This is a genomic window from Nonomuraea terrae (assembly GCF_044465245.1).
GTDB lineage: Bacteria > Actinomycetota > Actinomycetes > Streptosporangiales > Streptosporangiaceae > Nonomuraea > Nonomuraea terrae.
On record NZ_JBITLL010000006.1, the window covers coordinates 271,243 to 295,485 of the forward strand.

A 24,243-nucleotide genomic window follows, 5' to 3' on the forward strand; every position below is an offset into this window, starting at 1 on the left:
CGTCCCATGGTGGAGATCCGCTCGGTGCGCAAGCGCTTCGGCGCGCTGGAGGTGCTGAAGGGCGTGAGCCTCGACGTGCCGGAAGGCGGCGTGGTCTGCGTGGTGGGGCCGTCGGGGTCGGGCAAGTCCACCCTGCTGCGCTGCGTCAACCGGCTTGAGACGATCGACGCCGGCCGGATCAGGGTGGACGGCGAGCTGATCGGATTCGAGGAGCGCGACGGCAGGCTGCACCACCTTCCCCCGGCGAGGCTGAACCGGCAGCGCCAGAACATCGGCATGGTCTTCCAGCGGTTCCACCTCTTCCCGCACCGCACGGCGTTGGAGAACGTCATGGAGGGGCCGCTGGTCGTCGGCGGGGTTCCCAGGGAGCAGGCGCGGCGGCAGGCCGAGGAGCTGCTCGACCGGGTCGGGATGTCCGACCGGGCCGGCCACTACCCCGCGCAGCTCTCCGGCGGCCAGCAGCAGCGGGTGGCGATCGCCCGCAGCCTGGCCATGCGCCCCAAGGTGATGTTGTTCGACGAACCGACCAGCGCGCTCGACCCCGAGCTGGTGCAGGAGGTGCTGGCGGTGATGCGCGACCTGGCGGCCAGCGGGATGACCATGATGGTGGTGACGCACGAGATGGGCTTCGCCCGCGAGGTGGGCGACCACCTGGTCTTCATCGACGACGGCGTGATCGTCGAGCAGGGCGACCCGCGTGAGGTGCTCGCGGACCCCCGCAACGAGCGCTTCCGCGCGTTCCTGGGACGGGTGCTGTGAGACTCGACCTGCTGATCCGTGGCGCGCTGCTGGTCGACGGCACGGGCGCGCCCCCGCGGACCGCCGACGTGGGCGTGGCCGGGGGGCGGCTGGCCGTGCTGCCCGCCGCATCGGGCGCGGACGCCCGCGAGACCCTGGACGCGGCCGGGCTGGCCGTCGCCCCCGGGTTCATCGACGTGCACACCCACTCCGACGGGATCGCGCTGCTCGGCGGCGACCGGGAGCTGGTGCGGGCCCCGGTGCTGGCCGGGGTGACGGCCGAGATCTGCGGCAACTGCGGCTCCGGGTTGTTCCCGGCGCTTCCCGGACGGGTGCCGGAGCTGCGCGCCGAGGCGTCCGTCGGCTTCGGCGGCGACGTCGGTTTCTGGGAGGACTTCGCCGGGTTCGCGGCGGCGCACGCCGCCGTGCCGCGCGCCAACCACCTCGCCTCTCTCGTGGGGCACGGCACCCTGCGCGCCGGGGTGCTGGGGTCCGTGGACCGTCCCGCGACCCCAGCCGAGCTGGCGACGATGTGCTCGCTGCTCGACCGGTCGCTCGCCCAGGGGGCCGCGGGCCTGTCGACCGGGCTGATCTACACGCCCGGCACCTACGCGGACACCGACGAGGTGGTCGCGCTGGCCAGGGTCGCGGCCCGGCACGGCAAGCCGTACGTCACCCACCTGCGCGACGAGATGTCACGGGTGGAGGAGGCCCTGGAGGAGGCCGTCGAGATCGCCCGCCGGAGCGGCGCGGCCCTGCACGTCTCGCACCACAAGACCGCCGGCAAGTACGCCTGGGGCCGCACCGAGCGGACCCTGCCCAGGCTGGCCCGGCTGCGCGCCGAGGGCTTCGACGTGACCTGCGACGTCTACCCCTACACGGCGGCCAGCACGCACCTGTCCGCGATGCTGCCGCCCTGGGCGTCCGACGGCGGCACCGCCGCGCTCACCGCGCGGCTGGCCGACCCCGGGCAGCGCGACCGGATGCGGGCCGCGATCGCCGAGGGCGTGCCCGGCTGGGAGAACACCGTGGGCAACGGCGGCTGGGACCGCATCGCCATCGCCCGCGCCCCCCGCCATCCGCACACCGAGGGCCGTACGGTCGCCGAACTCGCCTCCGCGCACGGCCGCGACCCCTTCGACGTGGCCGCCGACCTGCTGCTGGCCGAGCGCGGCGAGGTCATGATCATCAGCCACTCGATGGTGGAGGACGACGTGCGCCGGGTGCTGGCGGCGCCGTACGCGATGATCGGCTCCGACGGCGTGCCCAAGCCGGGCGGGCGCCCCCATCCGCGCTGGGCCGGCACGTTCCCTCGCGTGCTGGGCCGCTACACCAGGGACCTCGGGCTGCTCGACCTGGCGACGGCGGTGCGGAAGATGACGGGCCTGGCGGCGGAGCGGTTCGGGCTGGCCGGGCGCGGGACGATCGTGGACGGGGCGCACGCCGACCTGGTGGTGTTCGACCCGGCCACGGTGGGCGACGGCGCGACCTTCGCCGAGCCGCTGCTGCCGCCGAAGGGCGTGCACACCGTGGTGGTGGCCGGCCAGGTCGTGGTACGGCAGGGCGAGGAGACGGCCGCGCGGCCGGGAAAGGTCCTGACGCCATGATGATCGCGGTATCGGTGCCCGGCGAGATCGCGGTCGCCGACGACGTCGAGCTGCCGCTCGCCAGCGTCGGCAAGCTGCCGCTGCTGGCGACGGTGGCACGGGCCATCTGCTCCGGCACGCTCGACCCCGCCGAGCCGGTCGAGCTGCGCGACGAGAACCACGTGGGCGGGTCGGGGCTGCTGCGAGCCCTGTCGGGACGCCGGTGGCCGGTCGCCGACCTGGCCCTGCTGACCGCCGCGGTGAGCGACAACATCGCCACCAACGCGCTGCTGCGCCGCGTCGGCCTCGACCGGGTCGCCGAGGAGTCGCGGGCGCTGGGCCTGCACCGCACCCGCGTCCTCGACCGCATCCGCGAGCCGCGCCTGCCTTCGGACCCGCCCGCCTTCGCCGTCGGCACGGCCGGCGAACTGGCCAGATTCGCCGCCGCGCTCGACGGGCGGGCGGAGTGGACCCGGCTGATGCTCGGCTGGCTGGCGCACAACACCGACCGCGCCCTGGTCCCCGCCCTCCTGCCGCACGACCCCGAGGACCGCCGGTTCGCGGCGACGGTGCCGCCCGGCACGGTGTGGGTGGCCAACAAGACGGGCACCGACGACGGCGTACGCGCCGACGTGGGAGTGATGGTCGGCGACCGGCGCATCGGCTATGCCGTCCTCGCGTCCGGGCCGCCGGGAAGCGACCACGAGCTGGTCACCCGCGTGCGCGAGGCCGGTCTCGGCATCGGCCGCCTCGTCGGCGCCGTGCCGGCCGAGCCCCGCGCCTCCTAGCGTGCTCCCTGTCGGGGCCGCGCACCCACCTGCGGTGCGGCCTCAACCGGTGGCGCCGCGCAGGCGGCCGGCGGCGTCGAGGAGGTAGTCGAGGAACGACCGCAGGGCCGGGTTCGGGTTGGTCGGCCGTACGGCGGCGCCGATCCGGCGGTACAGCCGAGGGCCCTCCACGCGGCACACCTGCACGCCGGTGGCCCCATGAACGCCGAGGCTCGGCACCAGGGCGACGCCGAGCCCCGCCCTGACGAGGCCGAGGGTCACCTCGTAGTGGTCGCTGCGGCAGCGGATCCGCGGGCTGAACCCCTCCAGCGCGCTGGCCCGTTCCAGCACCGAGACGGGGGTGTCGGTGCCATAAGTGGTGATCCACGGCTCATCGGCCAGCTCCGCCAGCCGTACCCTGGCGTTCCGGCCGGCGGGGTGTCCCGGGGGCAGCACCAGGAGCTGCGGCTCCTCCAGCAGGGAGGTGATCTCCACTCCCTCCGGAGGCCGCCACGGATCCAGGGCGTGCTCGAACACCACGAGGACGTCGAGGGCGCCGCGTTCCAGGTCGGGCATCAGCTCGTGCGGCTGCCCCTCCACCAGGTCGAGGTCGACGGCGGGGTGGCGGGCCGCGAACGCCGACAGCGCCAGCGGCAGCAGCCGGTATCCCGACGAGGCGAAGAAGCCGATCCTGAGCTGACCGGCATCAGCCCTGGCCTGGGCCAGCAGGTCCTTCTCCGCGGCTTCGATGAGGTCGAGCACCTCCTGCGCCCGGGTGGCGAGCCGCCGGCCGGCCGCGGTGAGCCGCAGGCTCTGCGCCCCCCGCTCGACCAGGCCCACCCCGGCCTCCTCCTCCAGCCGGGACAGCTGGTGCGAGACGGCGGACGGCGATAGCCGCAACGTCCGTGCGGCTCCCGCGATGCTCCCCGTCCTGAAGACCTCCCTGAGCACCCGAAGGCGGTGACTGCTCAACACGGCGTCCAGTATCCCGCCCGGCTGCTGAACGCCTTGGCGCTGGACTCCCGGCAATTTGCGATGGAGGGGATTGTCGATGGAGTTCGCCTCGGGTGAGCGGCAGTGGCGGAACCTGTTGGGCACGCTCAGGGACGTGGTCCGGCAGGAGTTGGTCACCCGCCAGTTGGAGCCGTATCTTGCCGGCGAGCCGGCGCGCGTTCTGGATGTGGGGTGTGGGCAGGGCACCCAGGCCCTTCAGGTGGCGAGGCGCGGGCATCGGGTCACGGCGTTGGATTCCTCTCAGGAATTGCTGGACCAACTGACGGCCGCGCTGACGCCTGATCTTGCTGTCGAGGTGGTGCACGGCTCGGCTGATGAGCTGCCCGCCGGCCCCTTCGACGTGGTCTTGTGTCATGGCGTGCTGATGTACTTCGAGGATCCGGCCCCGGTCCTGCGGGCGATCGCAGCGGTGGTCAGGCCAGGCGGCCTGGTCTCTCTCCTGGTTCGCAACGGCGACGCGCTGGCGTTGCGGCCAGGTCTGCGCGGGGATTGGACGATCGCGCAGCGGGCCTTCGATGAAATGTCCTACGGCAATCGGATAGGGGTCACGGCGCGGGCAGATCGACGTGCTGACCTGTGGTCGGCGCTGGCTGAGCACGGACTGTCGGTCGAGGACTGGTACGGAGTCCGTGTGTTCACCGACCAAGCGCCCGATGACGCGCCCGTCCCGGAGGATCTTCAGGATCTGCTTGCCTGTGAGGAGCGCGCGGGCCGTACAGATCCCTACCGGCAGGTTGCCGCTTTGACGCATCTGATCGTGCGTCGAGACCGGTGAGCGGTCGGACCGGAGCGGCTTGGTGGCGGTGTGGTCGGTTCTTGGTCCGGTACGGAGGCCGAGGAGCCTGAGAGACCACGAAGTCCTCGGCGGCCGATCGGCTCAGCGGAAGCATCACGCAAGGACCTCTCCTCCTGACCACCACTCTTGCGGAATGGCCCTCGGCGTGACATCAGGTGTCGCCTCTGTTACGTGATCTACCTGGTCCCCTGGACGGCAGTCCAACGGGCGGGTCGTGGCGCGCGCGGGCGGCGTGCTGGTGGGCGCGCACCACGGTGGAGCCCATGCCCACTGTCCGGTCCACGCCCCCGGCCTGGTCACACCGGGCCCGCAGCTCATTCAGGAGCTTGGCCCACATCCCCTCCATCGACCGACGGCGAAGCCGATCGGAGGCAGTCTCCAGCTCCCGTAACGCGCCCTGGCCCGGCTGGTCGCCGCGGTGCAGGCCCGCCCGTCCGCCGACCCTTGCGGCATGACGCGACCGCACCTATCGTACCGATGTATCAAGTCGATATATCGGGCTGACGGTTCGCCGGGGCCCGGCTGACGCGGGAGTTGCGATGAGGCGGATCGACTACGACACGGAGCAGTACCAGGACTACGCGCGGGGCCGTGCGCTTGACGAGCAGCAGCTGCAGGTATGGATCAGCGCCTTCGGAGCGGTGCTGCCCGAGCGGCGTCCGCTGGCGGGGCTGGACGTCGGCTCGGGCACCGGCAGGTTCACCCCCGCGCTGGCGCGAGCGTTCGGGCCGGTCACCGGCGTAGAGCCGTCGGTCCGCATGCGTGAGACAGCGCAGGCGCAGTCCCCGCATCCCGATGTGCGGTATCTGGCAGGCTCCGCCGAGGACATGCCAGTGCCGTCCGGCAGCGCCGACTACGCACTCATGTTCTTGTCCTGGCATCACGTCCAGGACAAGCCGCGGGCGGCCAGGGAGCTGGCCAGGGTGCTCAGGCCCGGCGGGCGGCTGCTCCTGCGCGCGAACTTCAGCGACCACCATCCCCGGCCGTGGTGGCTGGAGCACTTCCCCCGCGGCTTCGAGGCGGACGCCCAGTTGTTTCAGCCGTTGCACGAGGTCATCGCGATGTTCACGTCGGACGGCTGGCGCGTTGCCGGCTTCGGCACGGTTACCGAGCCGTCCTCCGGCACCTGCGGTGACATGCTCGAACGGCTGCGCCTGCGCACCCTTTCGTTCTTCGCCCAGCTCAGTCCCGACGAGCTGGAAGCCGGCTTTCGCAACCTGGAGCAGGCCGTCGCCGCAGATCCCGACGCGCCGGCGCCGGTCTTCTCCGAGCCGTTGCTCACCCTCGAACGGCCCTGGTAATGCCAACAGCACGTCGTTGACCTGCTCAAGCCTGCGATCCCACGCAGTGGCCGCTGATCGCGACGCGCCGGCCACCCGCCAAGCCAGACAGACTGCACCGGGTTCGTGCACGCCGCGTCACGGCGGAGGAATCACACGATCAGGTCACGCACACGACCAGGTGATCCCGCATCGGCTACCGTCACCGTCATGCCCCTCGCCTTGATACCCAGCCCTTCCGAGGGGGTCTGGCATCTCGGATTCATCCCGATCCGGGCCTACGCATTGTGCTTCATCCTCGGAATCGTCGTCGGCGCCTGGCTGAGCGACCGCCGCTGGCGCGCCCGCGGCGGCGAGAAGGGCACCATCAGCGACATTGCGGTCCCCGCAGTGATCTTCGGCCTGATCGGCGCTCGCCTGTACCACGTCATCACCGACTGGCAGACCTACTTCGGCCCGCGCGCGATCAAGGAGCCGTACCAGGCGCTGTTCATCTGGGAAGGCGGGCTCAGCATCTGGGGCGCGGTCGCCCTGGGAGGCGTGGGGGTGTGGCTGGCCTGCCGCCGCCGGGGGCTGTCCCTCGGCGCCGTGGCCGACACGGTCGCGCCCGGCATCGCGTTCGGGCAGGCGATCGCCCGCTGGGGCAACTGGTTCAACCAGGAGCTGTACGGCAGTCCGACCACGTTGCCGTGGGGCCTGGAGATCGACCAGGCGCACGGCGGCGAGCCGGGCGTGCTCTACCACCCGACGTTCCTGTACGAGTCGCTGTGGGACGCGGCGCTCGGCCTCGGGCTGATCCTGGCCGGCAGGCGGTTCACGCTGCGCCACGGCCGCCTGTTCGCCCTCTACGTCGCCGGCTACACGTTCGGGCGATTCTGGATCGAAGGGCTGCGGATCGACCCGGTCGGCGGGGTGGACCACGCGGTGACGTTCCTCGATCTGCGGATCAACCAGTGGACCTCGATCGTGTTGTTCGTCGGCGCGCTGGTCTACCTCTGGGTGACTCGTCACAAGGACGCGGAAGAGATCGTGGTCCCGGCCTCGCACAAGCAGGACGGCGGGGAGGCCGCCGGGCCGGCGCATCCGGCCGACCAGGCCGACGCGGAGAAGGACACCCGCCGAGCTCCAGGAGGTTCTTGACCCGCGGAGCCCGGTGTGCCAGCTGGGTCCAGTCACGAGGCTGCGCCGTCCATGCCGTGAACGCGAGCACTGCCGCGTCACTGCTCCGCCTGGAACAGCTCCATCTGGCCTTCGCAGTCCCGCCACTTCGCCACGCCTGTGATCCTCAACGGCCGGCGCGGAGCGACGCCCAGCTTGGACGCGCAGTCCGGGCCCAAACCCAGAGCTTGGGAGCCCGGTGTGCGCAGCTTGTGCTTGCAGGCCGCGCACCGGGTGAGGTGCTCGCGGGTGGAGGGGACACCGAGATCGAGAGGGAATTCGTCCATCAACCAGCAGGCTAACGCCGGACATGTCTGCTCCCTCTGCAGTTCAAGAAGCCGGAACGGCTCGTTACCGGAACAACCGCTCGGGTATCGGGGCGCGGACGGATCGACCACAAGGGGGCAACACATGATCCGGACGCTGCACAAGATGGGGATACGGGCCGAGCACGCGTACGCCGCCGGGATCGCATCCATCGGTTTGACCGTCGCCTCGTGGGCGGCGTCATGGTTCACCGAGAACACCGCCAGGGCGGACCGGTGGGGCATCTTCGTCGGCGAGTGGGCGCCCACGTTCTTCGCGCTCGGTCTGGCGCTCCGCATGGAAGAAACCCACCAAGCTCCCGGAGAGGAGGAGGTAGGGCCGCAGCGGGAGCGGCTGGGGCAGTACGCCGACGTTCGCCGGTAGCCGGCCAGGCCGCGCGCCCCTTCCGCTGCGCGCGGCCTACCGGGCGGCCCACAGCTCAGCTGATCTTCAAGCGCCATGGCCTCGACCCGCGCTGGTGACAGTCGACCGGCCCGCTGCCCGTTCTCACTCGTCTGCGGTCTTACGGCCGGCCACGAGCACGGACGAGAGGGCGACTCCGAGACACATGGACAGCACGATGCCGAGCAGGAGGTTGTGCATGGTGACACCCAGTCCCATGCCGATCGCGATGCCCGGCCACATGCCGACTGTGCGATTGGGCGAGTTCTTGCCGTTCGTCATGCTTCGATCTTCGTGCAGGAGCGCGTAGCGGCGTAGACGTCGCAGTCATGAGTACGACATGACAGCTGTCACACGCGGCGGGACGTACCAGGCCACCCGGAGCTCGATCCCGGAACCCACGGAGCAGAAGATCGATCTGGCGCCGTTCGGAGCAGGTCAGGACAGAACACGCCTACCACTGGCAGACGAGGAAATCCGGCCCGGCACAGAGGCTTCTCCCCTGTTTGACGAGCCGGACGGTGAGGCGAGGGCCGCCGGAGCTACCCTTCCGAGTGGGCCGTGAGCCGGTCCATCGCCTCCTGCCTCGGCAGGCTCACGCCACGCCGGTACGCCTCCAGGTAACCCTCGTCGCCGAGCTGCCCAGCCAGGACGGGCACCAGCCGGCACAGATCGGGGTCGCCCTCGTCGAAGACGCCCCTGAGCACCTGGCTCATCCCGAGCGCCGTCGCGGCCCCCGCCGGGTCGCCTTCCAGCCCGAGCAGCCTGGCCAACAGCTCCGCGCCCCGGGCCATGGCGTTGGCGTTGGTGTGCCCGAGCACGCCGCGCATCGCGCGGGGCAGCAGCTCGCGCGCCCGCTCCGCGGCCCCTTCGGTCACGAGGACGGCCATCCGGGAGGACACGATCACGTCGCTGTTCAGCTCGGGCGGGCCGGGTAGCCGGTGGATGACCGTCTCGAGCTCGTCCACGACCTGATGGGCCAGTTCCAGGTCGCCGGCATGGCGGTGCACCTCGGCGAGCGGGAACAGCATGCTGGCTTCCAGCCTCCGGTGACCGTGTTCGCGACCCTGACGCCGCGCGGCGTGGATGTCGTGCAGTGCGCCGTCCAGGTCGCCACCGCGCATTCGGTTCTGGGCGAGATGCGACTTGGTCATGAAGAGGTGTTCCTCGGTGCCGAGCTCGGAGGCGATCGCGACGGCGCGCTCGCAGGCCGCGACCGCACGTTCGTGCTCGCCGCGCAGGCCGTGGACGCGGCTCTGCCGTACCAGGCTCATCATCAGCCCCCACCGGTCGCCGACCTGCTGGAACAGGCGCAGTGCCTCTTCCCTGTGGCGGGCGCCGGTCTCCTGGTCGCCCTGTTCCGTGAGGAGGAAGTCGTAGGCCCAGTGGGCGCTGGCGCGCACCCAGGGGTCGGGCGAGTCCAGCGCCTCCAGGTCCCGGGCGTCCAGGGTGGTGAGCTTGGAGATGCGGAGCAACGGCAGCGCGTTGTGGACCTTCGTCACCCCGGGACGGCGGAGGTTCTCACGGACCTCCTGCCCGCCTCCCCTGCCCGACGTCGACCGCACCACCTCGAAGGCAGTGCGCGCGTCGGCCGGCAGCATGTCTCCGAGCGACAGCACCTCGCTCAGAAAGGCGTCGGACTGGGTGGACATCCCGCGCATGCCCCAGTACCAGATCATGGACCTGACGAGCCGGGCGGCCGTGTCCGCGTCGCCCGCCTCGATGGCGCCCCGCAGCACGGCCACCAGGTTGTCGTGCTCGGCGTCGAAGACCTCGACGGCGCGCAGCTGGTCCCTGGTACGCAGCAGCGGCTCGTTCTCCTCGGCCAACGCCAGGAAGTACGCGCGGAAGCGGTCGGCGATCGGCTCCGCGAGTTCGGCCGCCGCGTAGGCGCGAATGGTCTCCAGCATCCGGTATCTGTCACCGACCTGCTGGATCATGGACTTCTCGACCAGTGCTCCCGCGACATACACCATGTCGTCGGCGGTGAGGGACGCGTCAGAGCAGATCACCTCGAGCGCGGCCAGGTCGGCTCCGCCCGGGAAGGCGGCCAGCCGGGCGGCCAGCACCCGCTCGGGCTCCTCCAGCAGGTCCCAGCTCCACTCCACCATCGCGAGCAGCGTGCGCTGGCGCGGCAGCGCGGTCCTGCTCCCCGAGGTGAGCAGGCGGAAACGGTCATCCAGCCGCCGGGCGATCTGCGCCACACTCATCGCCCGCAGCTTGGCCGCGGCCAGTTCGAGCGCCAGCGGCATGCCGTCCAACCGGCGGCAGATCTCCACCGCGGGCTCCAGCGTCGTCCGGTCGAGCGCGAACCCCTGGCGCACGCCGGCAGCCCGCTCGACGAACAGCCGCACGGCGGCTGACTCAGCGGCCTCGGCCAGGTCCGCGTCCTGCACGGGCAGGTCGAGCGGGCCGAGGTGGAACAAGGCCTCGCCGGTGATCGCCAGGGCCTCCCTGCTGGTGGCCAGGACGCGCAGCTGCGGAAGCCGGACGAGCAGCTGCTCGACAAGCTGGGCGGCCGCCTCCACCAGGTGCTCGCAGTTGTCCAGCACCAGTACGGCGGGGCCGACGTCGAGCTGGGCGGCCAGCCGCGCGGGGGCAGGAGCCTGCGGCTTGAACCCGCCCTCGAACAGGCCGCCGCAGGCGCTGAGCACCGCGTCCGCGATCTGGTCCGGCTGGGTGACCCCGGCGAGCGAGACGAACCAGGTCCGTTCCTCGACGTGGTCCGCGGCCTGCAACGCCAGCCTGGTCTTGCCCGCGCCTCCAGGTCCGACGATCGTCACCAGCCGCGCGCCGGCCATCAGCCGGGCGAGCTCGCCGAGTTCGCGCTCCCGGCCGACGAAGCTGGTCAGCCTGGCCGGGAGCCGGCTGGGCGTGGCCTGCGGCCGTACGGAGGGCCGGTTGAGCTCCCCACGGAGGAGGGCGAGGTGGACCGCGCGGAGCTCGGGCGAGGGATCCATGCCCAGCTCGTCGCCGAGCTTGCCGCGGACCTCCTCGTACACGGCCAGCGCCTCTGACTGGCGTCCGGCAGCCGACAGGGCCCGGATCCGCAGTTCGGCCAGCCGCTCGCTCAGCGGGCGGGCGACGGCCGCGGAGCCCAGGTCGGCGAGCACCTCGGCGTGGCGGCCGAGCCGTACCTCCGCGTCGAAGAAGTCCTCGGCGACGGTGGCGCGCGACTCGTCCAACCGGGCCGCGACGTTGGGCGCGAACGAGGCCTCCAGCACGTCCGCCAGCGCGGCGCCCCGCCATTGCCCCAGGGCGGCGCGGAGCAAGGAGGAGGCTTCACGCGGCCTGCCGGCCGCGAGCTCCCGCCTGGCCTGCCCGGCAAGCTGCTCGAATCGGTGCGCGTCCACGTCCTCGGGGCTCAACGGCAGCCGGTAGCCGCCGGCCACCAGCTCCACGGACTCCGGCCCGCCCAGCGTCCTGCGCAACCGGGAGACCAGGCCATGCAGCGCGTTGACGACTCCGGCGGGGGGCTCCTCACCCCAGATGCCGTCGATCAGAGAGTCGGCCGACACCGGACGGCCGGCCTCCAGCGCGAGCCGCGCCAGCAGCATCCGCAGGCGCGCACCGGGGATGTCGATCGGGGAGCCGTCGTCAAAGGTGGCTTCGACCGGACCGAGGAGGAAGATCTGCACCGAGCCAGCTTCCCATCCGCGCCTGCCGAACGGTCACCGGAGCCCGGCCATGCCCGCTGCGCCGGCGGCCTGGCCGTGCAGTCCCGCTCGTGATCTGCCGTGCAACCACCCACAGCCGGGCGGCTGCAAGGGATCGTCAAGGCGTCCTCACCCGCGCCGGGCCAGGAGCCGCTCGGCGTCCGACAACGCGGCCACACACCCACGTCGTCTTACGCTTGGTGAAACGCCAGCGGCCCCGCCCCGGCCATTGGCCAGTAGGGCAGCAAGAGCGCTATATCGTCCTGGCCGCCCGAAAGGCCCGCTCCAGGCATCCCTGGAATTGGCCGGGTAGTGGCCTTTGACCTGTAGTGGAGCCTAGGAGATTCCAGCCCCGACTTGCTGCTTGCAAACGGGAGCCAGCCACCACGTCGTGGGCTTCATGTCCTGCTCAAGAGGCAGATGCGGGCAGGTTGCGGATGGCGGCGGGAGGCGGTGTTCCTGTACTCCGCTGCTGTACGGGAGACGTTGCGTTCTAAGACTGGCCGTTATCGTCGAGCCGGTGCGTCGATAACGCGGCCCTTCCTCCGAGGCCCGTAGGTCAGGCCGCGCAGGACCATCTCGGCGGGACCGGCCTGCTCGCGCTTGTCGAGGAGGCGGGCGATCAGCACGGTCACGAGCCAGACCGCCACCGCGGTGATCAGGCCGGTCACTGTGGGGCTGCCGAAACGGTGGCCGAGGGCGAGTGTGAAGGGCGCCAGGAGGATGAGCCAGGCCACCGACTGGAACAGGTATCCGGACAGGGAGCGCCGGCCGAGGGCCGAGAGGGCGCCGGCGACGGGGCCGGGCCGCGTGATCCGCATGGCGATCAGGCCGAAGACGGCCACGTAACCCGGGCCGGCGAACATGCCGCTGGCGCCGTGGAGCGTCAGCATCAGACCGGCGGCCGACTCGTTGACGTGCAGCCATCCGGCACTGACCAGGGCGGCCGGGAGCCCTCCGGCGATGGCGACGCCGAGCCCGAGGACGGCGGTCCACCTGAGCAGCGTCCTGTGGCGGGCCGGCTCTTCGAGGACGCGGCCGCGGGCGGCCCACATGCCCAGCCAGGCGATGAGGATGAAAGGCAGGACGGTCAGCGTGTGCGTCGGCCATTCGCCGAGACGATCCAGCATGGACTCCAGGTACCCGGGCGCGGCGAGGGATTCGATGTGGATCGCCGGCAGCGGGGCCGATCCGCCCGAACCCCCGATGATGCCGCTCACCACGATGGCGCCGATGACGAGTACCTGGACCGCCGCCACCGCCCAGATCGCCGGCGCGATCCGGTGGAACTTGTCGCCGCGGCGCAGCAGCACCAGGGTCATCACGATCCCGATGATCCCGTAGGCGCCGAGGAAGTCGCCGTAGTTCAGCAAGGCGGCGTGCGCGAACCCGAAGACGACGAGCCAGAGGTTGCGGTGCATCAGCACCGAGCGGACCTGCTTCGGTGTGGCCCCGGAGGCGTCCTGGCGGCGGGCGAGCTGGACGAGTCCGTAGCCGAACATCACGGCGAAGACCGGGTACCCGCGGGCGTGGACGAGTTCGAAGAGCAGCAAGTTGAGGCCGCGCTCGACACCTTCCGGCGTGGCGTCGAAGCCGGGCTGGCCGGCGAAGACGACTCCGGCGACGTTGGCCAGCGCGATGATCAGCAGCATCGCGCCCCGGGCGAGGTCCGGTGCGAGAGCGCGTTCGGCGCGCCGGACCGGCCCTCTCGATGTTCGTGATGCGGCGTCAATGCTCATACTTGTCCCTCTCCGCTTTTAGTTTGAGAGAGAAAGTATTACACGTATACTAATAAGACCTGGCATGATGGGGTCCAACTTTCCGGGGGCGAACGAGGGAGCCATGACCAGCGAGGACTTCGTTCCGGCGGCGCTGCGCCGGCTGTGGCGGATGCCGGAGTCCTCGCGTCTCGGGCGGCCCGCGGCCCTCGACGTCGATACGGTCGTCGCCGCGGCGGTGGAGATAGCCGATCGTGACGGGCTCGGCGGCGTGACGATTCCCAAGGTCGCGAAGAGCCTCGGCTTCACGGGGATGTCGCTCTACCGGCACGTCGGATCCAAGGACGAGTTGCTCACGCTCATGGCCGACGCCGCCTCGGGCACGCCGCCGGACCTGGACACCGACGACTGGCGCGAAGGCCTGCGCAACTGGGCCTTCGCGCAGCGCGAGGTGTTCCGGCGTCGGCCGTGGCTGACCCGCGTGCCCCTCTCCGGCCCGCCCTCCGGCCCGAACCAGATCGCCTGGATGGAGGCCGCGCTCGCGATCATGTCCCGCACCCGCCTCGACTGGGCGCACAAGGTCGGCATCCTGATGTTGATCAACGGCTACGTCGTCCAGTCGGTGCGGCAGTACAGCGAGCTCGCCGAGGGCAGAGCCGAAGGCCAGGGGCAGGCCGACGCCGAGCGCGACTACGGTCGCGCCCTGCTCCGGCTTGTCCAGCCCGAGCATTTCCCAGAGACGGCCCGGCTGTTCTCCTCGGCGCTGTTCGAGGCGCTGCCGTCGGACACCCCCGACGCGGCGATCGCCGACGCGGACTTCTCACTCGGGCTGGAGCTGATCCTCGACGGCGTCGCCGTCCGGATCGAGCAGTCCTGAGCCGCCATCAGACGCGTCCCCCTCGGCGCAGCAGGCGATCCGCGACGGGTGGACTGGCGCATCGGCCGGGACCGGCCCCGGGCCGCACGCCCGGACGGCGGGCGGGCGCAGGGTGCGGCGGCGGCGCCTTGACGGACGCGCGACAGCGAGAAACGCACAGAAGCTGCAACGGCACCGACCGAAGCGATCAACGGTCGCCTCGAACACCTACGCGGCTCCGCGCTGGGATCCCGGCGAAGGGTCCTCGGAAGAGACACGCAAGGGCGCTCGTAGGGTCATTGGGCATGGCGAACGTCGTGATTTGGGGAAGCCCAACGAGACTGGCAATCACACCCCAGGCATGTTCGTGAGTTCCGGCACCAGCGGAATCTCACCGATCTCGATGTTCGTGAGTTTGGGCGCCACCCCGCGGTAGGGGCGGGACACGTCTGTCGTCGGCCAGCGCACCGCTCACGCCCGGTGACGGGTGTCGGCGGCGGGACGCGCCTTGTCTGCGGCAGATCCGCATGGATCAGAATGTGCCGATGACGATCTCCGCTGACGACTCCGGACCGGTCCGGATTGTGACGGCCGTTCTTCGCGACGGCGATCGGGTGTTGCTGTGTCATCGAAGCGCCAGCCGCCGTTGGTACCCCGACGTGTGGGACCTGCCGGGCGGTCATGTTGAGGAGGGGGAGGATCCGAGACGGAGCCTTGTCCGCGAGCTTCGGGAGGAGTTGGGAATCACGGCATCGGAGCCGTCCAGCCCGCCGATGCATGAGATCCGGACCGCGACGTTCGACATGCAGGTCTGGTTGGTCGACAGGTGGACCGGAACACCCGTCAACGCTGCGCCGGACGAGCACGACGCCGTGGCGTGGTTCGAGACGTCCGACCTAGACAGCCTGCGTCTCGCCCATGAGTCGTATCTCTCGATGCTCACCGCCGTGCTCGTCACGTGACGTCGCTCCGGAAGCCAGCGGTGCGCGCTCATCTACCAGCAGCGCCACGCCGTCGAGTGCGGCATCAACCGGCTCAAACGCCATCGCGCCGTCGGTGAGGTCGACCCGGGACGCTGGTGAAGTCGTCCACGTCGAACCCGCCGGCGAGCAGGGGTGCGGGTTTGATCACGACACGGTGGCCGGTCAGGTCAACGCTTGGCGGCAGGCGCCACCGGAGTAGGCCGCGTCAGCGGAGACCTCGATCGGGGCGCTCGTCCAGCAGGTCGAGGGCCAAGGCGCCTTCATGATGCGCGGCGCCGGAGCCGGGCCGCAACGCGACTGCTGTGAACAGGCCCGTCTCCGCCGCGCATCGTCTGGAACGACGAGCAGGCCCGGGCGGTGCTGGTGGACGCGCTGGTCGGAGATGCCATCCGGTTGCCGGCCGATCTGCCCGAGCAGCCATTGGGCGACAAAGCCGCGAACGCGGTGGGCATCTTGCCCCTGGTAGCGGGCCAGGACATGGAACCGGCCGCAAACTCCGACGGCCGTGACAGGCGCTGGCGCATCGCCCAGCGCACCGCCTCTGTTGTACAGCCAGGCTCAGGGCGAGAGACAGCGCCGCCGTTGCTGTACTTCGCTGCTGTACGGCCGTAAGGCCCTCACAGCACGACGAAGCCCAGGTCAGAGAGCAACTCTGTGACCTGGGCTTACGCGTGTGGAGCCTGGAGATTCGAACTCCTGACTTCCTGCTTGCAAAGACGCATGCCGATCTTGCTCGACCTGGGAAGGCGCAGCTCAGCACACAGGTCGCATTCCCCGCAGCTTCCCACCCTTCGGCCTGCTTCCCAGCCCCACCGGGCACGCAAGGGGCACGCCCGCTATATCGTCCGGTGGGCGGGGGCTGACGAACGAAGCCCCCGGACCTTCGATCGCCCCCAGCCCTCGATAAAGAGCAGCCACCCCGTGGCGATGCTGAGTGCGGTACCGACAGCCGACCGATTTGCCAGCAATGATGCGGGCTCAGGGGGCGTGTCCCAGGGCGAGGGCTTGGGCAGTGGCCGGCAGGAGGATGTGGTCAGCTCGAAGGACCAGAGCAGTGAGGGTATCAGGGGTGTCGTCGGGCAGGACCGGGACTTGCTGCTGAGCGATGACGGGGCCTTCGTCGTAGTTCGCGGTCACGTAGTGGACCGAGGCGCCCGAGATGGTGTCGCCGCATGCCAGGACTGCCTCGTGAACGCGCTGCCCATACATGCCAGGGCCGCCGTGGCGTGACAGTAGCGCCGGGTGGATGTTGATGATGCGTCCGTCATAGGCGTTGAGCACTGCGGTGCCGATCTTTGGTCTGCCCTGGCTACAGCGATTGCCGCTCTGTCCACACAGAGGCGAACGCCCTCCTCTACGCCAGCAAGGACGACTGCACAGGCTCCACCCTCTACATCACCGACGAGCCCTGCTCGTCCTGTATGAAGCTAATCCGCGGTGCCGGTGTGGCGCGGGTTGTAACACCCCAAAGGGGACACTAATTGGCTATCACTGGGTTAGGTCCCAGACGGTCACCCGTCCCACGATCCCCTTAGACAAATTAGCCTCACGGACATGGAAGGCGGCGATACGGCCTTCTGACGTCTTGATGCAGTACCAGCCCTCTTCTACTTGGATTTGCCTGACCCCTGCGGCGTTAGCTGCAATACGACAGTCTTCGAATGTGGGGTTCTTCGAAGAGGGTGATTCGGGGAGCCAAGGCCCAATCAAGGCGTCCCTATGGGTTTCAAGGGTGCTGTGTCCCCTTTTTCCGAGGTCGTTCCCGTCATCACTGTTAGAACTAGGGTTGGTGTCAAGGTCCTTCCATACGGGATAGTCGATCAGAAGAGGCCCTGCATAGAAGACCGATGGCTCTGATGACGCGGGCGACTCGGTGGGGGTGGGTGTTGCCGTATCAACGGCAGGTTCGGCAGTCACCGGCTCTGAGGGCTGGAGCGAAGGTGGCGTTGGCGCATCCGCCGTGGAAGTCGGTGTCGGGGTGCTCGTAGGTGTGGTCGCCGACGCGGGGGTTGTCGCTGCGACGGGTTTGTCTCCGAGCGTGATGTCGAAAAGGTCTCTCCCGAAGGTGAGAAGGCCGAGCACTACGGCCGCTATCAGGCTGTAGAAGGTCAGCTTGAGCGAGTCTTTGTACCATTTGGGCCGAGAAGGCTGCTCTTGGTTCACCATGTCTGGTCTCTCTGCGAAACCCCGAGAGGGACCTTCCATCTCGGAGATCAGAGACTACAAAACTTGTTCACATCTGCGCAGCCCGAGAGTTGATCTGTGGATAACTCGCTTAGCTCTCAGCCGCCTTAACCTTCTCCGCAGCATCCGGCAGGACGTAATGGCCAGTGCCGGCCTCCGTCTCGATCAGCCCGTACAATCGCAGTTGCCGATGCACTTTCTGGGCTACGGTGTTGCTCATCGAGAACTCGGTCATCAGCTCGAAGATCGTGGGCACGCGATCGCCAGCGGCCAGCTCGCCGCTGCGAATCCGCTCTCTGATGACCTGGTAAGCCTGCCGCCACTTCGAGCCGGCGCTCATCTACCAGCACGAGACCAAGGAGGCTGACCAGCGGATCGCGGATGCGCTCAGCGCGCGGGTGGAGGCCGAAAAGAAGAAGCGGGGTGAGGGCCCGTTGATGGCCAAGGCACCCCGCCACAAGATTGGTGGCGGGGTGGTTTTGCTGGTGGAGCCTAGGAGATTCGAACTCCTGACTTCCTGCTTGCAAAGCAGGCGCTCTGCCAACTGAGCTAAGGCCCCTTGGGACGAAGATAGCTTACCCGGCCGAGGAAGCCACCTGCGTCGTGCCGAGGTCGTCACTGAGGATCAGGTCGGGGAAGTCGGCGATCGAGTCGAGGATGTGGGTGGCGCCGCCCTTCAGGAGGCGTTCGCGGCTGTGGACGCCCGTCATCACGCCGGCCACGATCGAGGCGCCGGCGCGCTTGCCGCACAACATGTCGCTCTCCGAGTCCCCCACGACGGCCACCTGGCGGACGTCTTCCACGCCCAGGCGCAGCACCGCGTGCAGGACCATGTCGGGCCAGGGGCGGCCGCGTCCGCCGGCGTCCTCCGGGGAGATGGCGAGGTCGATCTTGTCGTGCCAGCCGAGCACGCTGAGGACGCGGCTGAGGGTCGTACGGCTGAAGCCGGTGATCAGGGCGAGCTTGCTGCCGGTGCCGCGGAGCTTGTCGAGGACCTCCAGGACGCCGGGCATGGGGACGAGACCCGCCCGCTCGATGGCGCCCTCGTAAGAGCGTTCGAACGTCAGGTTCGCCGCCTGGGCCTGGGCCTCGTTTCCGGGGAAGATCCCGCGGAAGACGTCGATCTTGGGACAGCCCCGGGACCGGTGCACGTGAACCATGGCACGCGCGTACGCTCCGGTCCCGGGCACTATGCCCTGGGTCGCGATCGCCTCGGCGAAGGCGCGCTCGACCATGGCGATGTCACCGACCGTGGTGCCCGCCAGGTCAAGGCACACCAGCTTGATGGGGACGACGTCGCTCATCGCCTCGCCGGTCGGTTAGTTCTCGGTGCCGGTCGCCTCGGTCCAGAGATCGAGCTCTGCGCGGTCGGCCTGCACCTTGCGCCAGATCAGCAAACCCCCGAGGGCGATCAGCGCCAGAACGAGCAGCTTCTTCACGGTGTGACCCCACTTCTTCGACGGCCTCACCTGCCGGGGTGAGACCCAACGGTTGACAAGCAGCCTAGCAAGGGATGGCTGCGCTCCCTGTGTTGCGCGCTGTCCAGATGTGTGGAATGCGCGAAGGGTGGCCCTTCACCCCCAGGTGAGGCCCACCTTCGCTCCTGACCGAATCCGGCCGGCCCGCCGTGGACGACATCCGAGACCCCGTTCCGGGCAACCTCATCAATGGACAACAGCCTGATCATGCCAAATATCCCGCCGACGCGCGCATCCGAGGTATGTCGCTCGCGGGTTGACATACCCCCCATAGGTATATTAGGTTCCACTTCAGGTCGCCGATACCCTAGGGGGGTACGGTGTTAGACTTAGAGGCGAAGAATGAGCAGTGACGCCACATCCAAGGAGAGAGCCATGAGCACGACCACTTACACCGTGAAGGGCATGACCTGCGGCCACTGCGTGAGCTCCGTCAAGGAGGAGGTCGGCGAGGTGGCCGGCGTGACCAAGGTCGAGGTCGACCTGGCCAGCGGCCTGCTGACCGTTGACAGCGACGGCCCCGTCGACCCGGCGAAGATCGCCGCCGCGGTCGAAGAGGCCGGATACGCATTGGCAGAGCGGTCATGAACACGGCCGCCGAGCTCGGTTCCCACACCCTGGGGCTCGCCGTCGTCTTCGGCGGCGCCCTGGGCGTGGGCAAGGTGACAGCCGTGAGCCCGAGCCCAGCGGCCACAAAGGCAGAAGACGTGGGCGACCATACCCCCGGGAGGCTCCAAGTGTCTCAGGACGGCTACGCACTCGACCCCATCACCCCGATCGCGACCGGCGCACCCGCCGACTTCACGTTCCGGATCATCGGCCCCGACGGCGGGCCGGTCACCGGCTACGAGGTCGCGCACGACAAGAAGATGCACCTCATCGTCGCCTCCCGCGACCTGACGAGCTTCCAGCACGTGCACCCCGAGATGGCCCCCGACGGCACGTGGTCGATCAGGCTGGCGGTCCCGGAGGCGGGCCCGTACCGCGCGTTCGCGGACTTCGTCCCGCAGGGCAGAAAGGGGCTCACGCTCGAGGCCGACCTGCAGGCCCCGGGCGACTACCGGCCCAAGCCACTTCCCCAGGCCGGCCGCACGACGACCGTCGGCGACTACACTGTGAGCCTCGCCGGAGACCTGGTCGCCGGGCGTTCCAGCAAGATCTCGCTGACGGTGAGCAAGGGCGGCGAGCCGGTCACCGACCTGCAGCCCTACCTCGGCGCGTACGGTCACCTGGTCGCGCTGCGCGCCGGAGACCTGGCCTATCTCCACGTACATCCTGAAGAGAGCGCCACGGCGGGCCCGCAGATCATGTTCTACGTCGAGGCGCCGAGCCGCGGCGACTACCGCCTGTTCCTCGACTTCCGGCACGAGGGCGAGGTCCGTACGGCGGCCTTCACCGCCACGGCCACCCCCGCCGACGAGGACGACTCCCCCGCGGCCACTCACGGCCACAGCTGAGGACGCGAAGAAAGGAAAGGTCATGACTTCCCTCACCGAGACCGGCACCGAGTCCGGGGAAAGGGCCGTCGAGCTCACCATCGGCGGCATGACCTGCGCGTCCTGCGCCAACCGCATCGAACGCAAGCTCAACAAGCTCGACGGCGTGACCGCGTCGGTCAACTACGCGACGGAGAAGGCGAAGGTCACCTTCCCCTCGGACGTCGACCCGCAGGACCTGATCAGCGAGGTGGAGAAGGCCGGCTACACGGCCGCGCTGCCGGCGCCGCCGCAGGCCGAAGAGCCGCCCGACGAGCTGCGCTCGCTGCGCCGGCGGCTGATCACCTCGGTGGTGCTGTCCGTGCCGGTGGTGGCGATGGCGATGATCCCGCCGCTGCAGTTCACGTACTGGCAGTGGTTGTCGCTGACGCTGGCGGCGCCGGTGGTGGCGTACGCGGGCTGGCCGTTCCACAAGGCGGCGTGGACGAATCTGCGCCACGGCGCCGCCACCATGGACACGCTGATCTCGCTCGGCACGCTGGCCGCGCTCGGCTGGTCGGTGTGGGCGCTGTTCTTCGGCGAGGCGGGCATGCCGGGCATGACGCACCCGTTCGCGTTCACGATCGAGCGCGGCGCCGGGGCCGACGCGATCTATCTGGAGACGGCCGCGGCGGTGACGGCGTTCATCCTGGCCGGGCGCTACTTCGAGGCCCGCTCCAAGCGGCGGGCCGGCGCGGCGCTGCGGGCGCTGATGGAGCTGGGCGCCAAGGACGTCGAGCTCGCCGACGGGCGGCGCGTGCCGGTCGAGCAGTTGAAGGTCGGCGACCGGTTCGTGGTGCGCCCCGGGGAGAAGATCGCCGCTGACGGCGTGGTCGAGGAGGGCTCCTCGGCGGTGGACGCCTCGATGCTGACCGGCGAATCCGTGCCGGTCGAGGTCAAGCCGGGCGACGGGGTGACCGGGGCGACGGTGAACGCGGGCGGCCGGCTGGTCGTCCGGGTGACCCGGGTGGGGGCCGACACTCAGCTCGCGCAGATGGCGCGGCTCGTGGAGGAGGCCCAGACGGGCAAGGCGCAGGTGCAGCGGCTCGCCGACCGCATCTCCGGCGTCTTCGTCCCCATCGTGATCGCGCTCGCCGTGGGAACACTGGGCTACTGGCTCGGTACGGGCGAGGGAGCGACGGCGGCGTTCACCGCGGCGGTGGCGGTGCTGATCATCGCCTGCCCGTGCGCGCTCGGCCTGGCCACGCCGACGGCGCTGCTGGTCGGCACCGGCCGGGGCGCCCAGCTCGGCATCCTGATCAAGGGCCCCGAGGTGCTGGAGTCGACACGCAGGATCAACACGGTCGTCCTGGACAAGACGGGCACGGTCACCGAGGGCAGGATGACCCTCACCGCCGTGCACGTGGCCGAGGGCGAGAGCCGTGAGGAGGTGCTGCGGCTGGCCGGCGCGCTGGAGCACGCCTCGGAGCACCCCATCGCCCAGGCCATCGCCCGGGCGGCTCAGTCGGACGCCGCCGTCGAGGACTTCGCCAACGTCGAGGGCCTCGGCGTGCAGGGCGTCGTGGACGGTCATGCGGTCCTGGTCGGCCGGCCCAGGCTGCTGGCGGAGTGGTCCCAGCACCTGCCCGCCGACCTGGAACGCGCGCTCGCCGACGAGCAGGCCGAGGGCCGTACGGCGGTCGCGGTCGGCTGGGACGGCCGGGCCCGCGCGGTGCTGGTCGTGGCCGACGTGGTCAAGCCGACCAGCAAGGAGGCGATCGAGCAGCTCAAGGCGCTGGGCCTGTCCCCGGTGCTGCTCACCGGTGACAACGAGGCCGTGGCCAGGAGCGTGGCGGCCGAGGTGGGCATCGACGAGGTGATCGCCGAGGTGCTGCCCGCCGACAAGGTCGACGTGGTCAAGCGGCTGCAGTCCGAGGGCAAGGTGGTGGCCATGGTGGGCGACGGGGTCAACGACGCCGCCGCGCTGGCCCAGGCCGACCTGGGCCTCGCGATGGGCACCGGCACCGACGCGGCGATCGAGGCCTCCGACCTCACGCTCGTGCGGGGTGACCTGAAGGTGGCGCCCGACGCGATCAGGCTCGCGCGCCGGACGCTCAAGGTCATCAAGGGCAACCTGTTCTGGGCGTTCGCCTACAACGTGGCCGCGCTGCCGCTGGCCGCGCTGGGCCTGCTCAACCCGATGATCGCGGGGGCGGCGATGGCGTTCTCCAGCGTGTTCGTGGTCAGCAACAGCCTGCGGCTACGCGGGTTCAGGTGACGTCCGCAGCAGGGTCCATCTGACGGCCGGCGCCATCGCGGCGCCGGCCGCCACGAACACGGCGCCGGTCACCAGCCACCCCAGGGTGCCGCCGCCGATCACGAGCGTGGTCAGCACGACGGGCCCGAGCATCCGGGCCACGGCCACGCCGGTGCCGAAGAACCCCTGGTACTGCCCCTGCCGGTCGTCGGGGGCGAGCGTGAAGCTGATCTCCCACGACCCCGAGGCCAGCAGCATCTCCGCCGCGACCTGCAGCACCACGCCGACGAGCAGGAACATCCATCCGTACGGGCTGAGCGCGAACACCGCGCAGGCCGCGAACATCACCAGCCCCGCCAGCCGGACCGCCGCCGAGGCGTCCCGCAGCCCCTTGATCCGCCGGGCGACGCGCACCTGGAAGAGCAGCACGCTGCCGGTGTTGACGAGCAGCAGCACGGAGACCATCCAGGACGGCGCGCTGGTACGGGTGGCGATCCACAGCGGCACCACCAGGCTGAGCAGCGGCATGTAGAACAGCATCACCGCGTTGATCAGCGTGACCAGCGCGTACGGCCGGTCCCTGAGCACCGCGAGCCGCGGCCCGGGCGAGACGGGCGCGGGCGGCACGGCGGGCAGAGCGAGCAGCAGACCCGCGGTGAGCAGGAAGGTCAGGGCGTCCAGGGCGAAGAGAATCAGGTACGCGGCCGGGGTGTCGAGGTGGAGCGCGATCCCGCCCAGCGCGGCGCCGACGGCCAGGCCGCCGTTGAGCGTGGCCTGCAGCACGGCCCGGACGACCGTGCGTTCCGCGGGCTCGACCAGGGCGGCGAGCAGCGCCTGGCGCGCGGCCGACAGGCCGGTCTGCGCGGTGCCGTACAGGCTGGTCGCGAGGACGAACAGCGGGAACGAGCGGACGACGAGGAAGCAGGCGACCGCCGCGGCGGTGGCCAGCGCGAGCATGACGGCCACACCGCGCGGCCCGCGCCGGTCGGCGAGGTGCCCGAGCGGCACGCCGGCCACCGAGCCGACGGCCCAGCCCACGGTGAGACCGAGCCCGATCTCGGTGGCCGATAACCCGACGATCCTGGCGAAGTAGAACGCGGACGTGACGAGGAAGACGCCGTCACCGATGGACCCGGCAAGCTGCGCATGCACCAGGATCCGCCGAAATTTCATGATTTGTACGACTCCGGCGTCGTCCGTATCGCCACCCCGATCCGGTTCCAGGCGTTGATGGCGGCCACGGCCATCACGAGCGCGGCCAGTTCCTCCTGCGTGAAGTGGTCCGCCGTCTCCTGCCACACCTCGTCGGTGATGTCACCGGTGGAGAGCCTGGTCGCGGCCTCGGTGAAGGCCAGCGCGGCACGCTCGCGCCCGTCGAAGAACGGCGCCTCGCGCCAGACCGCGACCGCGTGCAGCCGGGCGTCGCTCTCCCCCGCCCTCTTGGCGTCCGAGCTGTGCAGGTCCACGCAGTAGACGCAGCCGTTGATCTGGCTGGCACGCAGGTTCACCAGGTGGAGCAGGGACGGGGGAAGCGGAGTGTGCCTGACGTACGCGTCCACCCCGGCCAGCGCGCGGTACGCGGGGGCGGCCAGCGCATGCAGGTCCATTCTTTCGGTCATGAGTCCATCGTGAACCGCTACTTGTCCCGC

The 24,243-nt window shown here is 70.1% G+C and carries 24 protein-coding genes, 1 tRNA gene and 1 pseudogene; 14 read left to right on the forward strand and 12 right to left on the reverse strand.

Features of this window, described 5'->3' with window-relative positions; all coding sequences use genetic code 11:
- Nucleotides 1-6: 6 nt before the first annotated feature.
- The 3 genes from ACIBP6_RS30575 to ACIBP6_RS30585 are packed head-to-tail and all read left to right on the forward strand — an operon-like array spanning nt 7 to nt 3,112.
- On the forward strand, nt 7-759 hold the full coding sequence (locus ACIBP6_RS30575; RefSeq protein ID WP_397057936.1) for an amino acid ABC transporter ATP-binding protein: 753 nt from the start codon (nt 7-9) through the stop codon (nt 757-759).
- Complete coding sequence (locus ACIBP6_RS30580) at nt 756-2,345, forward strand: amidohydrolase family protein (RefSeq protein WP_397057332.1); 1,590 nt, start codon at nt 756-758, stop codon at nt 2,343-2,345. Before ACIBP6_RS30575 ends, ACIBP6_RS30580 begins: the two co-directional genes overlap by 4 nt.
- Nucleotides 2,342-3,112, forward strand: a complete 771-nt coding sequence (locus ACIBP6_RS30585) for a serine hydrolase (protein WP_397057333.1) — start codon at nt 2,342-2,344, stop codon at nt 3,110-3,112. The genes ACIBP6_RS30580 and ACIBP6_RS30585 overlap by 4 nt, the downstream gene beginning before the upstream one ends.
- Nucleotides 3,113-3,154: 42 nt before the next feature.
- On the opposite strand, the gene ACIBP6_RS30590 is transcribed toward ACIBP6_RS30585, so the two are convergent.
- The gene (locus tag ACIBP6_RS30590) at nt 3,155-4,066 is read right to left on the reverse strand and encodes a LysR family transcriptional regulator (protein WP_397057334.1); all 912 of its coding nucleotides are present in this window, start codon (nt 4,064-4,066) and stop codon (nt 3,155-3,157) included.
- A 76-nt stretch (nt 4,067-4,142) separates the two neighbouring features.
- On the opposite strand from ACIBP6_RS30590, the gene ACIBP6_RS30595 reads away from it, so the two are divergent.
- From ACIBP6_RS30595 to lgt, 3 genes are all read left to right on the forward strand, one after another.
- Nucleotides 4,143-4,880, forward strand: a complete 738-nt coding sequence (locus tag ACIBP6_RS30595; RefSeq protein WP_397057335.1) for a class I SAM-dependent methyltransferase — start codon at nt 4,143-4,145, stop codon at nt 4,878-4,880.
- 560 nt (nt 4,881-5,440) lie between these two features.
- On the forward strand, nt 5,441-6,202 hold the full coding sequence (locus ACIBP6_RS30600; protein ID WP_397057336.1) for a class I SAM-dependent methyltransferase: 762 nt from the start codon (nt 5,441-5,443) through the stop codon (nt 6,200-6,202).
- Between the two features lie 189 nt (nt 6,203-6,391).
- Entirely contained in the window at nt 6,392-7,321 is a 930-nt protein-coding gene (gene lgt, locus ACIBP6_RS30605) for a prolipoprotein diacylglyceryl transferase (protein ID WP_397057337.1), read from the forward strand.
- Nucleotides 7,322-7,398: 77 nt separating this feature from the next.
- On the opposite strand, the gene ACIBP6_RS30610 is transcribed toward lgt, so the two are convergent.
- The gene (locus ACIBP6_RS30610; protein ID WP_397057338.1) at nt 7,399-7,626 is read right to left on the reverse strand and encodes a DUF6011 domain-containing protein; all 228 of its coding nucleotides are present in this window, start codon (nt 7,624-7,626) and stop codon (nt 7,399-7,401) included.
- A gap of 124 nt (nt 7,627-7,750) precedes the next feature.
- On the opposite strand from ACIBP6_RS30610, the gene ACIBP6_RS30615 reads away from it, so the two are divergent.
- Nucleotides 7,751-8,029 carry a hypothetical protein gene (locus tag ACIBP6_RS30615; RefSeq protein WP_132609318.1) on the forward strand — a complete coding sequence of 93 codons (279 nt, stop codon included), beginning with the start codon at nt 7,751-7,753 and terminating at the stop codon, nt 8,027-8,029.
- Nucleotides 8,030-8,152: 123 nt separating this feature from the next.
- Here the strand turns inward: ACIBP6_RS30615 and ACIBP6_RS30620 are convergent, their stop codons facing one another.
- The 3 genes from ACIBP6_RS30620 to ACIBP6_RS30630 all read right to left on the reverse strand — a co-directional run bounded on the left by ACIBP6_RS30620 (nt 8,153) and on the right by ACIBP6_RS30630 (nt 13,442).
- The gene (locus ACIBP6_RS30620) at nt 8,153-8,329 is read right to left on the reverse strand and encodes a hypothetical protein (protein WP_397057339.1); all 177 of its coding nucleotides are present in this window, start codon (nt 8,327-8,329) and stop codon (nt 8,153-8,155) included.
- A gap of 260 nt (nt 8,330-8,589) precedes the next feature.
- On the reverse strand, nt 8,590-11,685 hold the full coding sequence (locus ACIBP6_RS30625; protein WP_397057340.1) for a BTAD domain-containing putative transcriptional regulator: 3,096 nt from the start codon (nt 11,683-11,685) through the stop codon (nt 8,590-8,592).
- Nucleotides 11,686-12,209: 524 nt separating this feature from the next.
- Nucleotides 12,210-13,442 (reverse strand): DUF418 domain-containing protein, encoded by a 1,233-nt coding sequence (locus tag ACIBP6_RS30630; protein ID WP_397057341.1) that lies wholly within the window; start codon nt 13,440-13,442, stop codon nt 12,210-12,212.
- Between the two features lie 103 nt (nt 13,443-13,545).
- Between ACIBP6_RS30630 and ACIBP6_RS30635 the strand changes: the two genes are divergently transcribed.
- The 3 genes and pseudogenes from ACIBP6_RS30635 to ACIBP6_RS30645 all read left to right on the forward strand — a co-directional run.
- Nucleotides 13,546-14,298 (forward strand): TetR/AcrR family transcriptional regulator, encoded by a 753-nt coding sequence (locus ACIBP6_RS30635; protein WP_397057342.1) that lies wholly within the window; start codon nt 13,546-13,548, stop codon nt 14,296-14,298.
- Nucleotides 14,299-14,822: 524 nt separating this feature from the next.
- Nucleotides 14,823-15,239 carry an NUDIX domain-containing protein gene (locus ACIBP6_RS30640; protein ID WP_397057343.1) on the forward strand — a complete coding sequence of 139 codons (417 nt, stop codon included), beginning with the start codon at nt 14,823-14,825 and terminating at the stop codon, nt 15,237-15,239.
- A 333-nt stretch (nt 15,240-15,572) separates the two neighbouring features.
- Nucleotides 15,573-15,800, forward strand: a pseudogene (locus tag ACIBP6_RS30645) (IS5/IS1182 family transposase); the annotation flags it as partial.
- Between the two features lie 438 nt (nt 15,801-16,238).
- Here ACIBP6_RS30645 and ACIBP6_RS30650 read toward each other — a convergent pair.
- Complete coding sequence (locus tag ACIBP6_RS30650) at nt 16,239-16,541, reverse strand: formyltransferase family protein (protein WP_397057344.1); 303 nt, start codon at nt 16,539-16,541, stop codon at nt 16,239-16,241.
- Nucleotides 16,542-16,555: 14 nt separating this feature from the next.
- On the opposite strand from ACIBP6_RS30650, the gene ACIBP6_RS30655 reads away from it, so the two are divergent.
- On the forward strand, nt 16,556-16,741 hold the full coding sequence (locus ACIBP6_RS30655) for a deaminase (protein ID WP_397057345.1): 186 nt from the start codon (nt 16,556-16,558) through the stop codon (nt 16,739-16,741).
- Between the two features lie 794 nt (nt 16,742-17,535).
- On the opposite strand, the gene ACIBP6_RS30660 is transcribed toward ACIBP6_RS30655, so the two are convergent.
- From ACIBP6_RS30660 to ACIBP6_RS30675, 4 genes are all read right to left on the reverse strand, one after another.
- Nucleotides 17,536-17,784, reverse strand: coding sequence for a winged helix-turn-helix domain-containing protein (locus ACIBP6_RS30660; RefSeq protein ID WP_397057346.1), 249 nt, complete (start codon nt 17,782-17,784; stop codon nt 17,536-17,538).
- Nucleotides 17,785-17,927: 143 nt separating this feature from the next.
- Nucleotides 17,928-18,003: transfer RNA gene (locus tag ACIBP6_RS30665), tRNA-Ala, on the reverse strand.
- 16 nt (nt 18,004-18,019) lie between these two features.
- The gene (locus ACIBP6_RS30670) at nt 18,020-18,748 is read right to left on the reverse strand and encodes an HAD-IA family hydrolase (RefSeq protein ID WP_397057347.1); all 729 of its coding nucleotides are present in this window, start codon (nt 18,746-18,748) and stop codon (nt 18,020-18,022) included.
- Nucleotides 18,749-18,763: 15 nt separating this feature from the next.
- Entirely contained in the window at nt 18,764-18,883 is a 120-nt protein-coding gene (locus ACIBP6_RS30675) for a DLW-39 family protein (protein WP_218154143.1), read from the reverse strand.
- A 414-nt stretch (nt 18,884-19,297) separates the two neighbouring features.
- On the opposite strand from ACIBP6_RS30675, the gene ACIBP6_RS30680 reads away from it, so the two are divergent.
- From ACIBP6_RS30680 to ACIBP6_RS30690, 3 genes are read left to right on the forward strand one after another with little or no spacing between them, the layout of a single operon-like run.
- Entirely contained in the window at nt 19,298-19,510 is a 213-nt protein-coding gene (locus ACIBP6_RS30680) for a heavy-metal-associated domain-containing protein (RefSeq protein ID WP_397057348.1), read from the forward strand.
- Nucleotides 19,507-20,379 (forward strand): hypothetical protein, encoded by an 873-nt coding sequence (locus tag ACIBP6_RS30685; protein ID WP_397057349.1) that lies wholly within the window; start codon nt 19,507-19,509, stop codon nt 20,377-20,379. The genes ACIBP6_RS30680 and ACIBP6_RS30685 overlap by 4 nt, the downstream gene beginning before the upstream one ends.
- 22 nt (nt 20,380-20,401) lie before the next feature.
- A complete protein-coding gene (locus ACIBP6_RS30690) occupies nt 20,402-22,615 on the forward strand; it encodes a heavy metal translocating P-type ATPase (protein WP_397057350.1) in 2,214 nt (737 codons plus the stop codon).
- Here the strand turns inward: ACIBP6_RS30690 and ACIBP6_RS30695 are convergent.
- Both ACIBP6_RS30695 and ACIBP6_RS30700 read right to left on the reverse strand, forming a co-directional pair.
- A complete protein-coding gene (locus tag ACIBP6_RS30695; RefSeq protein ID WP_397057351.1) occupies nt 22,598-23,767 on the reverse strand; it encodes an MFS transporter in 1,170 nt (389 codons plus the stop codon). The genes ACIBP6_RS30690 and ACIBP6_RS30695 overlap by 18 nt on opposite strands.
- Entirely contained in the window at nt 23,764-24,213 is a 450-nt protein-coding gene (locus ACIBP6_RS30700; protein WP_397057352.1) for a carboxymuconolactone decarboxylase family protein, read from the reverse strand. The genes ACIBP6_RS30695 and ACIBP6_RS30700 overlap by 4 nt, the downstream gene beginning before the upstream one ends.
- Nucleotides 24,214-24,243 lie beyond the last annotated feature (30 nt).